Source organism: Sporosarcina sp. FSL K6-5500 (assembly GCF_038005665.1).
GTDB lineage: Bacteria > Bacillota > Bacilli > Bacillales_A > Planococcaceae > Sporosarcina > Sporosarcina psychrophila.
Map to the genome: position 1 here is coordinate 296,844 of NZ_JBBOTP010000001.1, position 16,390 is coordinate 313,233.

General features: G+C 41.5%; 10 protein-coding genes. 1 reads left to right on the plus strand and 9 read right to left on the minus strand.

Annotation, left to right across the window (positions count from 1 at the left end; all coding sequences use genetic code 11):
* Positions 1-90: 90 nt before the first annotated feature.
* Positions 91-534, minus strand: a complete 444-nt coding sequence (locus MKX62_RS01420; protein WP_067211682.1) for a MarR family winged helix-turn-helix transcriptional regulator — start codon at positions 532-534, stop codon at positions 91-93.
* 98 nt (positions 535-632) lie between these two features.
* Complete coding sequence (locus tag MKX62_RS01425) at positions 633-2,066, minus strand: ATP-binding protein (RefSeq protein ID WP_340740469.1); 1,434 nt, start codon at positions 2,064-2,066, stop codon at positions 633-635.
* Positions 2,067-2,258: 192 nt separating this feature from the next.
* On the opposite strand from MKX62_RS01425, the gene MKX62_RS01430 reads away from it, so the two are divergent.
* Positions 2,259-4,019, plus strand: coding sequence for a B12-binding domain-containing radical SAM protein (locus MKX62_RS01430; RefSeq protein WP_340740470.1), 1,761 nt, complete (start codon positions 2,259-2,261; stop codon positions 4,017-4,019).
* A 177-nt stretch (positions 4,020-4,196) separates the two neighbouring features.
* On the opposite strand, the gene MKX62_RS01435 is transcribed toward MKX62_RS01430, so the two are convergent.
* From MKX62_RS01435 to MKX62_RS01465, 7 genes are all read right to left on the minus strand, one after another.
* Complete coding sequence (locus tag MKX62_RS01435; RefSeq protein WP_340742526.1) at positions 4,197-5,546, minus strand: TrkH family potassium uptake protein; 1,350 nt, start codon at positions 5,544-5,546, stop codon at positions 4,197-4,199.
* Between the two features lie 128 nt (positions 5,547-5,674).
* On the minus strand, positions 5,675-6,430 hold the full coding sequence (locus MKX62_RS01440) for a TerC family protein (protein WP_338655694.1): 756 nt from the start codon (positions 6,428-6,430) through the stop codon (positions 5,675-5,677).
* A 244-nt stretch (positions 6,431-6,674) separates the two neighbouring features.
* On the minus strand, positions 6,675-7,763 hold the full coding sequence (locus tag MKX62_RS01445; RefSeq protein ID WP_340740471.1) for an SDR family oxidoreductase: 1,089 nt from the start codon (positions 7,761-7,763) through the stop codon (positions 6,675-6,677).
* Positions 7,764-8,535: 772 nt separating this feature from the next.
* Positions 8,536-11,601, minus strand: a complete 3,066-nt coding sequence (locus MKX62_RS01450; protein WP_340740472.1) for an efflux RND transporter permease subunit — start codon at positions 11,599-11,601, stop codon at positions 8,536-8,538.
* 385 nt (positions 11,602-11,986) lie between these two features.
* Positions 11,987-13,561, minus strand: coding sequence for a peptide chain release factor 3 (locus MKX62_RS01455; RefSeq protein WP_067211702.1), 1,575 nt, complete (start codon positions 13,559-13,561; stop codon positions 11,987-11,989).
* A 198-nt stretch (positions 13,562-13,759) separates the two neighbouring features.
* On the minus strand, positions 13,760-15,250 hold the full coding sequence (locus tag MKX62_RS01460) for a UDP-N-acetylmuramoyl-L-alanyl-D-glutamate--2,6-diaminopimelate ligase (RefSeq protein WP_340740473.1): 1,491 nt from the start codon (positions 15,248-15,250) through the stop codon (positions 13,760-13,762).
* 13 nt (positions 15,251-15,263) lie between these two features.
* A complete protein-coding gene (locus tag MKX62_RS01465) occupies positions 15,264-16,316 on the minus strand; it encodes a M42 family metallopeptidase (protein WP_338655682.1) in 1,053 nt (350 codons plus the stop codon).
* Positions 16,317-16,390 lie beyond the last annotated feature (74 nt).

Below are 16,390 nucleotides of genomic sequence, written 5' to 3' on the forward strand. Positions count from 1 at the left end.
GATTCTTTAATTCAACATGCAAAGGTAAAGTATTATATATATTACTACGCACTAAAAAAACGCAGCACTCGTATGACGAGTTACTGCGTTTTACGATAAGTTCTTTACCGAAAGCCCCAATTTCCGTACTAATTCAATTGCCTGGTCTTGTTCTTCAGTGGAAAGGGAGGACATGATAGATTCGATATTATTCGCATGCTCCGGGAAGATAGATGTCATTAAATTGACGCCGTCCTGAGTAATCGACATATATGTCACCCGCTTATCTTCTTCACAAAAGACGCGTTCCAATAACCCTCTTTTTTCAAGCTTATCGACAACGTAAGTCATCGAACCACTTCGTAGTAAGATTTTCTGCCCAATCTTCTGGATGGGCTGTCTCCCCCTGTGGTGAAGCAATTCAAGAACGGCGAATTCAGTTGGATTAAGCCCATGCTTTTCACTCGTTTTATGCGCTTCCTCCAAAATCACCTTACTCGCCCTTGAAAGAACAATAAATAATTTCAGTGCCCGTTCTGTATCTTTTGTCATAATGCAGTGCCCCTTCTATAATTACGCTCAATAGTCGCCCTCATTATAACGGCAAACACGTCTTCATGTCAAAAAACCAAGAAGACGTTTCGTACCTTTACTTACAGAGAGAGCACTCTTTTTTCAGCTGTATCTTTCATCGTGGCATGCCCCAATGCCGATGGAAATGTTACGATGAAGGTTGTTCCAATGCCGACTTCACTCTCAACTATAACCGTTCCACCATGTTCTTCTATGTTTTTCAAAACAAATGGTAATCCGAGTCCCGACCCGTCTGACTTGGTGGTGAAGAATGGCAAAAAGACTTGCTTTAATTGACGTTTATCCATTCCTTTACCGGTATCTGAAACCCCCAAAATAACTTTTCCAGGGCTGTCCAAATTCACAAAAATTGAAAGATTCCCTCCAGGAGTCATTGCTTCCATTGCATTTTTGAACAGATTGAGAAGAACTTGTTTAATTTTATCAGAATCACCGACAATCAATGAATCTTTAAGTATATTTTCTTTTTGTGTAATAGTGATTCCATCCATCAAGGCTTTCGGATAGACAACCTGAATCATATCTGCAACCAGCACCCCCAAGGAGAATGTCGTTTTTTCATTCAATCCAGGCTTTGATAGGATAAGCATTTCGCTTAATATAGCCTCCATCCTATCGATTTCTTCATCAATAACGGAAAGGTATTTCATCGTATCCGCAGTTGCGGAAATCTTAAGTAATTGGACAAACCCTTTCAAAGTAGTCATGGGATTTCTAATTTCATGCGCTATACTTGCTGCCAGTTCACCAATCGTCGATAATGAGTTTGAATGGGCCAAACGCTTTTCCATGGCCATTTCTTCTGTTCGATCATTCATTCTTACCAAGTACGTTTGTGACTCGCTATCGTATAGTGTTGTTATCTGATAGTAATTAACATCATTCACATTTCTTATATACTTGGTTGTTATTTCAGCAAATCCATACAGATTTACGTCTTTAAAATAATTAAATATTAACTCAGAGTTGTCCGGAAACAATTTAACGATTGCTCCCACTGTTTTGCCAATAAAATAGTCTTTCGGCAAGTTAAAAAAGGAAGTATGCAAATCATTGACATCGTAGATTATCCCATCACGATCAATAACAACCATGAAGCTATCTGAATTACGAAAAGCGTGTATATAGGTTTTATCCGACTTGTCCACAATACTTTGGGGAACATCAAATAGTGCAATCACCTGTTGAACATCATCAAAATACTCAAGATGCATCTTAACAATTTCTACTCTATTTCCAACCAGCCGAATATGCACTTCGAACGTTTTATTCTCAGTTTCCCCAAGATTACTAAAGACATTGTCCCAATGATTAACAGTAGGATTAATGAAAAATTCTTTAATATTTTCTTCTCCATCATTGACAAATTCATCGCAAAAAGAATTATTTACATGTAAAAGACTGCCGTCAAGATCAAAAACGGCACCGGGTCTGATTGTATCATCCAGTAGAAAAGTGATATGCTTCATTACCTTTATATTTTTATATTTCAAGTGTATTCCTCCACATCCCATTTTTAAACAATATGAAAAATAACACTGATTCATGCAGAAAGATTAAATTCATACAATAATAAGCTTATTCAAATTATTCCATATTTACAGTGTGATAGGAATGGTCCTTTTTACCTAAATAAGATGAATGCTTGACTTGATAATAACGTTAGAGAGAAAAGGGGTAGAGCTATGAACATTGTACTATCAACATTAAACGCAAAATATATCCATACAAATTTAGCCATTCGCTGCTTAAAAACTTATGCAATGCCAGAATACAGTCCAGTCATTGCAGAGTACACAATTAAAGATCCAACCATGAATATTGTATCAGATTTATATCAAAAAATGCCGAATGTTGTCGGTTTTAGTTTATATATTTGGAACATTGAAGAAACAATAAAAGTGATGCGTATGCTAAAAAAAGTAAAACCTGACGTGAAAATTATCGCCGGTGGCCCCGAAGTAACATACGATTACGATTACTGGTTAGAACGTGTACCCGAAATTGATGTCATTGTGATCGGAGAAGGAGAACGAACATTTAAACATCTACTTGACGTCTATGCGGGGAAGGAAGACATAGCGGCTGTCCAAGGGATTGCCTATAGAGAAAGGGAACAACTGAAGATTACGGCGCCTGGGCCAAAATTAGATTTACGGGAACTTCCTTCCCCTTTCCAATTTGCAGAGGACATACCCGAGCTGGGCAAAAGAGTGACCTATATTGAAACAAGCCGCGGCTGTCCTTTTTCCTGTCAATTCTGTCTATCCTCTATCGAAGTAGGCGTCCGCTATTTCAACCGGGATGCCATTAAGGAGGATATCCGGTATTTGATGGCCAACGGTGCAAAAACAATCAAGTTTGTCGATCGCACATTCAATATTAGCAGAAGCTATGCGATGGAAATGTTCCAATTCTTGATTGATGAACATGTATCAGGCACTGTGTTCCAGTTTGAAATAACGGGAGATATTATGCGTCCTGAAGTCATCCAATTTCTAAATGATAATGCGCCAGCAGGACTATTCAGATTTGAAATTGGAGTTCAATCAACAAACGATTTAACAAATGAATTAGTCCAGCGCCGCCAAAATTTCGAAAAACTTTCCCGTACCGTAATGATGGTGAAAGAAGGTGGGAAGATTGACCAACATTTGGACTTGATTGCTGGCCTACCCGAAGAAGATTATAATTCTTTCCGAAAAACATTCAATGAGGTTTTTGCAATGAGGCCAGAAGAGATGCAGCTAGGCTTCCTTAAGTTACTCCGTGGAACTGGCTTACGTATACAAGCCGAACAATATGGCTATCAGTTTATCGACGAAGCACCTTATGAAATATTTTCAAATAACGTATTGACGTTTGATGATATCCTGCGAATCAAACAGACCGAGGATGTTCTAGAAAAGTATTGGAACGACAACCGATTACCGCGAACGGTGGAATATCTTGTATCAGAAGTCTTTGAAACGCCATTCGATTTCTTCCAACAATTCGGCTCCTACTGGGAGAATCAAGGTTGGTCCAGAATCGGACATCAGTTGGAAGACTTATTCATACGCTTGAATGACTTCCTAATGAAAGATGGACGTGCCGATATGGATATCACACGCAGTCTACTAAAAATTGATTACCTTGCACACCATAAGTTCCAACCGCGCAAAGTTTGGTGGATTGAGGATATGCCAGTTGAAGAACGCTCTACTATCGAACAGGCATTGCTCGAAAACCCAACTTTATTAGGAGAACGTTTCAGTTCTTTACGTTTGAATAACCGAAATATCCGTAAGCAAACGTTCATCACACCGATTGCTGTTCAACCTGAAGATGTAGAAATCGGTATTGTACAAAAGGCTGCTGGCTATCTTATCACCGTCTTCAGACATGATGATACCCCGTTCTTTATGTTCCTAGAACAATCAGGAAAAGCGCAAGGCGCCTTCTAGACGCGATAGGCATAAGCGAGCCAGCGACGTGGCGCTCTTTGCCACATAGCTATAGCTGGATTGCTTATGACCCGAGCGGCTGGCGCCTGGAGCTAGATACTATTCTAAGTCAAAAAAATATACTTTCTTATCTTTTGAAAAAGGCTGTCCCAATTTAAACTTGGGACAGCCTTTTTATTAACCAATAATAACCCTTTCTTTCGGGTAATGATATTTCAATTTCTTTGTTTTTCCTCCTAATGTAAAGAGGAACGAAATAAGCCCGACCCGTCCAATGAACATTAGTAACATAATAATCACTTTCCCAGTTACAGAAAGATCCGATGTGATACCAAGTGACATACCACATGTCCCGAAAGCTGATGTTATTTCAAACAGCAGTGCAATGACCGGCACACCGGGTTCTGTAATAAGTAGAATAAGGAGTGCGGTCATAACCATCACCAACGCCAAAATAATAACAGCATAAGAACGGAACACATCTATCAGTTTTATTTGCCTTTTAAAGACATTAATGACTTGATTACCGCGAGCAAAGTTTATAAGAAACAGAACTGCAATCGCGAATGTCGTCGTCCGAATTCCGCCGCCTACCGAACTTGGCGATGCACCTATAAACATCAGCGAACTGATGAAAATGTCCGTCGCTTCGCTAAATTTCGTCACATCATACGTTGTTAGTCCTCCTGATCTGGATGACACTGAATGGAATAACGCCGTAAATAGTTTCTCATGCCATGCCATCCCTTTGAACGAATGCATAGATTCCAAAATGAAAATCATAACTGCCCCGAAAACAAGTAAAAATCCAAATGTCGCTGTCGTTATTTTTGTGAATAAAGAAAAACGAAAATGAGGCACTTTTTTTGAAAAATAACTTTTCACTTCGATAAGAACCGGAAAACCGATGGCACCGAGGATAATTAGAATCATCGTTAATGTCTGAACGAAGTAATCATTGAAATACTGCGCGAGTGACGTTCCTGTAATAGCAAAGCCCGCGTTCGTTGTCGCAGATACAGACATGAACATCCCGTTAAGAAGTGCTTCGCTAAATGTATCATAAAACCGCATAATATAAGCTGTAAATATAAGCCCACCGATGATTTCAATTAATAATATTATTTTAATGATTTCCTTGATTAGATGAACAAGTCCTGCAAGGTTATATTGATTATGTTCGACCATGATTAGTTGCCTTTCTCGTAAACCAATCCGCTTCTTAACGAGGAGCCAAAAAAATGTCCCTATCGACATAATTCCAATTCCACCAATTTGCAAAACAAGCATAAGCATACAAATACCAAAAACCGAATAAGTACTTCCGATGCTGATGGGCGCCAGTCCAGTAACACTTACGGCACTTACGGCTGTAAACAAGCTGTCAATGAAACTTATCTTTACTCCAGGCAAGTATACTCCAGGCAAATTCATCAGTAGTAATGAAAAGGCGATGGCCAGAAAATAATAAAACACTATAACTTGTGCAGGTGTGAACCTGCGTAAATTCTCACGATTGAATTTCAACCAGTTCACCGTTCCTTTCACCAATAATATGGTGTCGTACCTATTTTAGAGAAGTCGCATGAAAAAGGAAAGGACGAATTTGATAAAAATAGAAAAGCAGCCATGCAATCACATGGCTGCTTTTCATATTATGCTTTCTTTTTGTTATTTCTAACCCCAGCCAAGTAGCCACTTAGCGCTATTCCAACAAGAACAATCCAGAATGTCACTTGCCATAAAGTTGAATGTGGGAAGCTTTCATCGAGGATTCCCAAGCCTGGATGTGACAGTGTAAGCACAGCCAATTTGACACCGACCCATCCAACAATAAGAAATGCTGCTGTTTCCAAGGTAGGAAACTTTTGCAAAAGAACAACGAATTGACGTGCAGCAAATCGCATGATCACTAAGCCAATAATACCACCCAATAACATGACGATGAATTGTCCACCGTTAATGCCACCTATATCGAAGTTACCAAGCTTAGGCAACGTTACAGCAAGTGCAACCGCCGCCAACATCGAATCGAGCGCAAATGCGATATCCGCAAGTTCGACTTTCACAACAGTCATCCAAAAACCAGACTGCTTACGTTTTTTAGCATCAGGATGTGTATCCTCACCTTTTCGCTGATCCATAATATTCTTAATGGAAATGAACAATAAGTAGATTGCTCCGAGCGCTTGAATTTGCCAAATATTCACTAGGAACGTGATCATGAACAAAGCTGCAAAGCGGAAGACAAACGCTCCTAATAAACCGTAAAAAAGTGCTTTCCTTTGCTGTTCACGCGGTAAATGCTTGACCATGACCGCCATAACAACGGCATTATCTGCTGCCAGTAATCCTTCTAGCACGATAAGTACAACGAGTACCCATGCGTATTCCAATAATATTGCTTCCAAATCGATTCCCCCTATTTTTTTGCAAAATAAAAGAGACCCTCACCTAATAAAAGGCAAAGGTCTCGCTAAGTCGGAATTTTAGTTTTGCAAAAATCCAGCTATCATAACCGATGGCAAAAGCCATGTATTGACGACTATGAAATAGGTTTCCCTATAGCTACTCCCCCTTGACATAAAGTCAAAAGTTATTAAGTTCGGGTTCTTTTGTTTGATTATACCATAGTTGGTCAAAAAGTAAATATTATTACCCGATTTTTATATGATAATCGCTATTTTTCTTATTCTTTTCATAAAATGCTGTCATGGATGGAATCGAGGCTAGGAAATCAGCACAGTGTATGCCGCTTCCTTGCAGTAGCTCCTCTGCAACTGTAGTATCGAATATGGCATCCCACATCATATAATCCAGTGTTTCCGCCTCAACGCCTAGTCTACGCTGTAAGCGGATTGAGGCAAGGCCTCTTTCTGCAAGAAGCCGCGGCAATCTTCCCTTAGGCTTTTTGCCTGTCAATTCAACGACCATTGCGCAGTAAATCTCTTCAATCGGGTGCGGTGTAGGATCCGTTAAATGAACCGTTTTACCAGTAGCTCCTATGTGATTAGATAAATACACTGAAGCCTCGATTATATAATCAATCGGCACAACATTTATGCATGCCTGCGTTTTCCCCACGTAAGGAATAATTGGCATCCATCGCAATTTATCGATCATATTCATAAAGAAATATGGCCCGTCAAACTTAATTGTCTCCCCAGTTTTCGAGTGGCCTCGTACAATTCCAGGTCGGATAATAGTCACGGCTGCATCCTTCTTCAGTTCTTCCACAAGTAGTTCCGCTTCAAATTTGGTTTCTTCATAATGATTTTTAAAAGAAGTCGGACGAATCAGCTCAGTTTCAAGCAACTTACCCTCTCGTTTTCCTGCAACATACGCTGTACTAAAATACACGAACCGCTCAATAGAAGGATGAGTACGGACAAATTCAATAACTTGTCTCGTCCCCTCAACATTTACCTTCCAAGCAATTTCAGCTTTTACCGCGAGATCATATATGGCGGCGAGATGCCACACAGTTAACTTTTCCTCGTGCAAATCTTTAATCGTCTGCTGCGCCATCCCAAGTCCTGGTTGCGTAATATCCCCGACCAGAATTTCAAACGGAAAAGTAACATTCATTTCTCTCATAATAGATGTAGCTTTTTCCTTTGCGAGACCAGCTTGGCTAGATTGAACGACTACGTAAACCTTCCTCACTTCTCCAACACGTACCAATTCTTTTATCAATTGCGTAGCTATAAATCCAGGAAAGCCGGTAAAAAAATGAGTTCTCATATAATACCCCCTTATATTGTAGTATAACATTTGAATTATCCTATTAGGAGAATATTCTGTATAGTACCAAACTAATATCACGGCAATAGTTATGACTACTTACTTTGTGATAAGACATTAGATGCCCTATGTACTTTTGGAACGCTTTGGACTGAGCGACTACTATACAATTAGCGAGATTGCTTGCTGCGTAGAGGTTCGACTTTGTCGCGCCCCTACGCAGCTTTTTCGTTAATCGTATGGTGGCCGTTCGTCCGCCACTCTCCAAAGATACAGGTGCACTAAGTGCTGAAGCCTTTGGAAACGAGTAAATAATCACTTTCCTATCCATCAAGGGGCAGCCAAAGATGCAATTTTGGCTGCTTACTCCTTCTTTATAGCATTTCCTTTTCAAATGTAAGTCAGTGTCACTTTCTATATAGTTTCACTCTGTTACTTGTATGATCTTTGCTTTATTAAAAGCGGTGAAATGCCCGAAATTTCATCTTCGGGCACTTGCAACCTCTCTAGAAAGGTAGTTATTCTTTCATTTTCCAAAGCAATTGTGTTTTTCACTTGAACATTGTAGGTACGCGGCGGACAGATAGTCACAACAAGACAACCGAAAAGGATGTGGCTGGACTGCTCACCATATATTGGACAAATACACATCTGAATAGACTCATCGAAGGGGGTCCTAGCGAATTCAACGGGATTCTTTATCTCAACATATTAACAACTTTTATTATCAACAGTAGAAAAAAGAACCTCCCAATAAAGGGAGGCTCTACGGTTATTTACTTTCGACTGCACGTTTTCTCGTTTGTCGATCAAATAAGCTATAAATGATTGGTACAATATACAACGTGAACAAGGTCGAACTAAGTAATCCACCGATAACTGCAATTCCCATCGGCTGATTCATCTCGGTTCCTTCACCAATACCCAGCGCAAGAGGTAATAAGCCAAGAATAGTCGTCAGTGCAGTCATCAGGATCGGACGTAAACGATCCCTGGCCGAGGCAATAATAGCATCATATGAGCTGAGCCCCGCTTCTTTTCGCTGATTAATATAATCAACCAGGACAATCCCGTTGTTGACCACGATACCAACGAGGACGAGAATCCCGATTATTGCTGTGACACTGATTGGCGTACTTGTCAGGAAGAGGCCTAGCCCTACTCCAATGATCATAAGGGGCACAGAGAACATAATGACAAATGGGTATTTAAATGATTCGAACTGTGCCGCCATGACAATGTAGACAAGTACAACGGCTAGTAGTATCGCCATGACCATATCATCAATCGCACTTTCGAATAACTCTCTGTCACCGCCAAATGTTAGGTCAATTTCTTCCGGCAACTTAAGCCTGTCAATTGTATCATTCACTTTAGCCGTCATATCACCAAGTGATTGAGACGATTCATACTTCATAGTAAATGTTACCGAGTGTGCTTGATCGACTCGTTGGATAGAAACGGGTCCTTCCGCAATTTCGATTTTAGCAACTTCCCCAAGTCTCACAAATGTACCTGTTGGAGTACGGAGTTCCAATTTTTTCAACTGGTCCATACTGTTACGGAACTTCTTATCGTATTTCACATAGACACCGAACACTTCGTCGTTTTTTCCGATAATCTGTGTGGCTAATGAACCACGAGTCACACTGTTTACTGTTTGTGCAATTTGATAAGGCGCCAGTCCATTGTTAGATGCTTTTTGGCGGTCCACTTCAATTTGGATTTCTTGAACAGTATTTTGAAGATTATTTGTCACTTCCGTTACGGAATCAAGTTCGACCAGTTCATTGTTCAAGTTTGTAACTGCTTCGTTCAGACGTTCTTCGTCTGTATCCTTCAATGAGAATGTCAACGTATTCGGACTTGAACCCGCTGCTGTCTGCATCACGAAGCCTATTTTGGCAGCGTCACCTACAGTTTTCAATACTTTGGGTTGCACATCATCTACGAATTTAAAGATCGAGCGTTCCCTTTCCGCAAGCGGTACAAGTTTGACGGATATTTCTGCAATATTAGCTTTAGATGTACCTTGCGCGATATCCTGTTGCGTTCCACCAACAAGACTAACGTATACTTCCACCTCATGCTCATCTTTCAATTGCGCTTCAATTCGTTTTACTACTACATCTGTCGCATCTGAAGATGAACCGTTTGGTAACTTCACTGTAATGCTGACAAATCCCTCATCAGTCGCTGGCAAGAATTCTGTTCCGACCTTAGTTAAAGCAAAACTACTTAACACTAGCACAATTAGTGTAGTTAACAGGACAACAGAACGATGTTTCAGTGCCCACTTCACCGATCTTTCAAAGTTATTCAATCCTTTTGAGCGGCGTCTCCTAGCTGCTATATTTTTCGTCGGTTTCTTTAGCATACGGCTCGCCATCATGGGTACAACCGTCAATGCAACAACGAGTGATGCGAATAAACTAAAGGAAATTGTCAAGGCAAATTCCGTGAAAATCTGCCCGATTAATCCGCTGATGAAAATAACTGGGACAAAAACGGCAAGCGTTGTTAACGTTGACGCAATAATGGCACCGCCAATTTCCTTCGAACCTTCAGAGGCTGCAATTTGCGGATCCTTCCCCATAGCAAGATGTCGTTCAATATTTTCAATGACGACAATCGAGTTATCAACTAGCATCCCTATACCAAGCGCAAGCGCACCAAGAGTCATAATATTAAGCGAGAAATCAGCAAAATACATGAGAACAAATGTCACAATGACCGAATATGGAATGGCAATACCAATAATAATTGGACTTTTTATGCCACGCAGGAAGAAGAACAATACAAGCATTGCGAAAATACCGCCTAAAATAAGCGACTGTCCAATATTTCCTATGGCGAGTTTTACATAATCCCCTTGGTCAAATAAAATATCTGACTCGACACCTTTGAATTCTTCTTTTTCCAACAGATTGTCAAGAGCCTCTTTGAAGGCGGTCGACACATCCGCTGTATTTGCACCAGATTCTTGCAACACGGACATCAGAACAGCCTGCTGGTCATTTGCACGCGTTTCTGTGGCAGACTCTGCTTCGACAAGTGCAACATCCGCCACATCTGCAATTGTTACTGTAGCGCCATTTAACGGATTCGCACCAATCGCGATACTCCGAATGTCGGATATGGTCGTTAATGTACTGACAATACGGGTTGTGAGTTGCTTGCCATCCACCGTTTTAATTGGTTCACCAGGCATAGACACATTGTTTGCTTGAATCATCTTGACGATATCGGCTTGTTCAAGGCCATTCGCTACGAGTTTGTTCTGATCCATAATGATTTGTACTTCTTCTATCAATTGACCCGAAACGGAAACACTTGCTACGCCTTTCGTCCGGCGTAATTCAGTTTCTAGCTGATCCGCAATTTTCCGGATATCTGTATCATCCGCAGTTGCACGCAGTGACAATTGAATAACCGGGAACTGGGACGGATCAAATTTCATAAAACGTGGTTTTGTGGCACCTTCTGGGACTGGAATTTGATCTACCCTTTGCATAATATCGAGCTGGACATCATCGATTTTCGTTGACCAGTCAAACATAAGTAAGATGAAATTGGCGCCCTCCTGCGAGGTGGATTGCATTGATTTCAATCCAGGCGCAGTCGAAAGACTCGCTTCGAGTGGTTTTGTTATTTTCTCGCTCACTTCTGCCGGAGATGCACCTGGATAACTTGTCACAACGACAGCAATCGGCGGGTTCAATTCTGGTATTAGCGTCACTGGAATACGAAAGAATGATACCGCCCCTAAAATGATGATAAGAAACATAATGACAATCGTAAATACGGGCCTTTTTATAGAAAAATCACTAATTTTCATGGACACGTTCCTTTCTTTATTGGAAAAGCGGAAGGCGCCGCCTAGCCCCGACAGGCATAAGTGATAAAGGAAGTCAGTCTAAGAACGCGACGTCCTGTCGCAACAAGGAGGTATGTAGTTCAATCCCTCCCCGCTGCGTAACTCACATCCTGTAAGCCTCCGAGTGGTTGGCGCCTGGAGTCTAGACAACGACCAAAGTAGAAAAAATCGGTATTTTCTTATCTTTTAAAAAAGCTTCACTCCATTAATCATAATGAAACATGGTGTCGACTTCAAACGGGAGCGCCTAAAGCTTTGGTAACGGACTTAATTAATATCCTTCAACTGTTCGTAAATGATAAGAAAACCCGACAGGACGGATAGACCGTCTTGCCGGGTTTTTAAATTATAATTGGCTATATAATTCGATTTCCGGATACTTATCATGGAACCAACGCATTGCAAAATCGTTTTCAAATAAGAATACACGTTTGTCGTGGCGATCTTTTACAAGCATTGCTCGTTGCCCTGCCATCGATTCTTTGACGTCACCTTCGTTGACAATCCAGCGCGCAACTTTCGAACCGACGTGCTCCATGCGCACTTCGACGTTATACTCATTCTTCATTCGGTGCTCGAACACTTCAAATTGAAGTTGACCAACTGCACCTAAAAGTACTTCCTCAGTATGGAGCGTCCGGTAATATTGAATTGCTCCCTCTTGCACAAGCTGAAGAATTCCTTTATGGAAATGTTTAGACTTCATAACGTTTTTCGCTGTTACCCGAACAAAGAGTTCCGGTGTAAACTGTGGTAACGCATCGAATAGGAAGTTTGATTTACCACCGATTACTGTATCCCCGATTTGGTAGTTACCTGTATCGTGAAGTCCAATAATATCACCAGCTACCGCTTCCTCCACTATTTCACGATCATCCGCAAGGAACTGCGTTGTCTGTGTCAGTTTGAATGTCCTGGAAATACGCGGAACCGTTACAGTCATTCCACGTTCGAATGCACCTGAAACAATACGAACGAATGCGATTCTATCACGGTGCATCGGATTCATATTCGCTTGAATTTTGAAGATAAAACCTGAAAACTCTTCCGAATACGGATCGATTTCTGTTTTATCTTTTGTTATTCGTGGTTGTGGTGGTGGTGAAAACTGTAAAAACGTTTCCAAAAATGTCTGCACACCAAAGTTTGTCAATGCACTGCCGAAAAATACAGGTGTCAGTTCACCTATTGCTATTTTCTCTTCATCAAAATCATTGCCTGCTTCGTTAAGAAGTAGAACGTCTTCAAGTGCTTGCTTATAATATGATGTTTCCATCATTGGATGTGGTTCTGCAAGCCCTCCGTCTTCATTGATCGCAAGAAAACGCTTGTCATCGTCGACCCGTACCTGTTCAACACGGTTGTTAAAACGATCGTAAATACCAAGGAACTCTTTACCCATTCCAATTGGCCAGTTCATCGCGTAAGACTGGATACCAAGCACTTCTTCCAATTCTTCCATCAGTTCAAGCGGTTCTTTCCCTTGACGGTCCATTTTATTAATGAACGTGAAGATTGGAATCCCACGCATACGGCATACTTTGAATAATTTAATCGTCTGTGGCTCGATTCCTTTTGCTGAATCGACCATCATGACAGCCGCATCGACGGCCATAAGTGTACGATATGTGTCTTCACTGAAATCTTCGTGTCCCGGTGTATCCAAGATGTTAACGCGCTTACCATCGTAATCGAATTGCATGACGGATGATGTTACCGAAATTCCACGTTGCTTCTCAATTTCCATCCAGTCAGAAGTTGCGAATTTCCCTGATTTCTTACCTTTTACTGTTCCGGCATCGCGGATTGCACCACCGAAATAGAGTAGTTTTTCTGTGATTGTCGTTTTCCCGGCATCCGGGTGAGAAATAATTGCAAACGTCCGTCGGGATGCAATTTCTTCATGTATTGGTTTGTCCATTGTATATTGTCTCCTTCTGCTCTGCTTTCCTTAGCATAGACACATTGGAGGATGATTTCAACAATTTTTTATCGGAATTAGTGAAGCACAGGTAAAACTGAACGTCAGATTCCCAAAACTCTTCAACAACAGCAAAACCACGATGTCATCCATTCCACAAAAAAAGAGCTATCCCAAAATCAGGACAACTCTCTCTACTCATTTTCCAACTAATCCTGTACCAAATTTCTTCTCTGCCTCTACCAGCGCAATCTCCGCGTCTGAGTGTGGGTATTTCGTAGAGCCGATAATTTGATAATCCTCATGCCCTTTACCAGCGAAAATGATAATGTCATCACGCTCTGCAACCGCTATCGCATGGCGCACTGCTTCCGGTCGGTCACCAATACATGCATACTGATTATGCTTCATACCCGCTTCCAACTCTGCAAGTATCGATTCATACGGCTCGTCCCGCGGATCGTCCGTCGTTAAGATTACATAATCTGCAACGGATGCTTTATCTGCCATAATCGGACGTTTTATCCGATCACGGTTGCCACCCGTACCAATGACGAATATTAGACGACTTCCTTCCTTCTTATAAGGAAGAACTGCATCAATCGCTTTTTCAATAGCATCAGGTGAATGCGCATAATCGACATACATTGTAATCGGCAATTCTGTCGGTACTTGTTCCATACGCCCTTTAACGGCTGAAATCTTCCCTAGATAGTTAATAACATCTTCAGTCATCATTCCTTTGGCATACAAAGTAGCGATGACCGCGAGCGCATTATAGACACTGAATTCACCAATGAGGCTCATGTCAACTCGGAATTCACCATCGGGCGCAGTAAGCCTGAATGTCGTACCATTTGCCCGTAGCTCAATATCCGATCCACGAAAAACGGCTTCATTTTGGATACCGTATGTCAAAACTGGATAAGAAGTCATTTCCAGTAGCTTGTTGCTCCATTCATCGTCTGCATTGACAACGGCAAATTTACGCTTTTCCAAGTCTTGTCCAAGCTGAGAAAACAACAGTCCTTTCGCCTGACCATAATTGTCCATTGTCCCATGATAATCGAGATGATCATGCGTTAGATTTGTAAAAACAGCGATATCAAATTCCGTACCAGCCAAACGACCTTCCACTAGACCATGTGACGATACTTCCATCGTCATTGTTGTACATCCTTCTTCCACCGCACGGGCAATCATCCCTTGTGTCGTCAGTACATCAGCCGTCGTGTTCTCAGTCTCATAAAGGGTTCCATCTAAATCGAAACCGATTGTTCCAGTAACGGCAGATTTCTCACCCGCCCGCTGAAGAATCGCTTGGATGATGCCACTGACACTCGTCTTGCCGTTCGTACCCGTTACCCCAATCATTGTCATCCGCTTCGATGGATAATCGTAAAAACGGGATGCCAACAAGCTGATAGCCCGTGACGTATTTTCGACCATAACAACCGCGACTTTATCCAAATCGACATCGACTTGCTTCGAAGCAACAATCACCCTTGCTCCATTGTCCACGGCTTTCCCAACGTAATTATGGCCATCTACCGTAAATCCTTCGATACAGACAAAAATTCCTCCTGCATTGACCGCGCGCGAATCAATCGCGATATCCGTCACAGTCGGCGGAACCACTCCTGCTACCCGTTTGACAGGTAACATTGAAAGTAACTTTTCCGTTTCCATTAAACCCCTCCGTTCAGTCCATCATTGCTGAAGTTACATATGCGTGAAGCAGTTGTGCTGATGCTTTTAGCGAATCGATATGTGTCCGTTCCAATGCATGTGATGATTCGATGCCTGGACCAAATAATGCATGTTTCACGTCAAAGCCCGCTCGAATTGCAGCAGATGCGTCTGAACCGTAAAACGGGTAAATATCAAGTTTGAACGGAATGTACCCTTCTTTGCAAAGGCCCGTCAAATGTTGTGTCAACGCATAATGATATGGCCCGCTTGAATCTTTGGCACAAATCGACACTGTATATTCGTCCGAAGTTTGCCCGTCACCAATCGCTCCCATATCGACCGCGATATACTCAACAGTCTCAACTGGAATATTAGAGTTACCACCATAACCGATTTCTTCATTGTTTGAAATATAGAAATGCGTCGTATGCGGAAGTTTGACTCCTTCTTCTTTCAATGAACGAATCAGTTCAAGCAACAGCGCAGTACTCGCTTTATCATCAAGATGACGTGACTTAATGAAACCGCTGTCCGTCGCTTCAAAACGAGGATCAAATGATACAAAATCGCCCACTTCAATACCTAGTGCACGTGTTCCAGCTGCATCAGTTACTTTCTCGTCAATACGCACTTCGATATTTTCCACGCTTCGTTCTGCAGTCCCTGCGTTTTTATAAACATGAACTGTAGTCTGATGCATAAGAATTGTTCCTCGGACTTCTTTCCCTGACGCCGTATGAATGAGGCAGTATTCTCCTTCAACCGCGTTCCAATTGAAACCACCAATCATTGTCAACTTCAGGCGACCATTGCTTTTCACTTCTTTCACCATCGCCCCAAGTGTATCGGTATGCGCTGTAAGCAGACGATGTCGCGTTGAATCCACTCCTTCAATCGTTGCAATGATTGCCCCTTTGTTTGTTTTCTTATGTGTTACCCCAATTTCGTCAAGTTCCTTTGCTATTAACTTCATCACTTTTTCCGTATAACCTGACGGACTTGGTGTTTCTACAAGCCTTTTTAGCAGTTTAACAATACGTTTTTCATCAAATGTTGTAGTCATTTCTATTTCTCCTCTCTCGCGCGTCGAAATATGTAATTCAATCCCAATGTCGAATCATGTATGATAAGTATAAA

Excerpts from the sequence above, each read along its gene's own strand:
- MKX62_RS01450 (WP_340740472.1), bottom strand. The coding sequence starts at position 11,601 with ATGAAAATTAGTGATTTTTCTATAAAAAGGCCCGTATTTACGATTGTC.
- MKX62_RS01460 (WP_340740473.1), bottom strand. The coding sequence starts at position 15,250 with ATGGAAACGGAAAAGTTACTTTCAATGTTACCTGTCAAACGGGTAGCA.
- MKX62_RS01445 (WP_340740471.1), bottom strand. The coding sequence starts at position 7,763 with ATGAGAACTCATTTTTTTACCGGCTTTCCTGGATTTATAGCTACGCAA.
- MKX62_RS01465 (WP_338655682.1), bottom strand. The coding sequence starts at position 16,316 with ATGACTACAACATTTGATGAAAAACGTATTGTTAAACTGCTAAAAAGG.
- MKX62_RS01430 (WP_340740470.1), top strand. The coding sequence starts at position 2,259 with ATGAACATTGTACTATCAACATTAAACGCAAAATATATCCATACAAAT.
- MKX62_RS01455 (WP_067211702.1), bottom strand. The coding sequence starts at position 13,561 with ATGGACAAACCAATACATGAAGAAATTGCATCCCGACGGACGTTTGCA.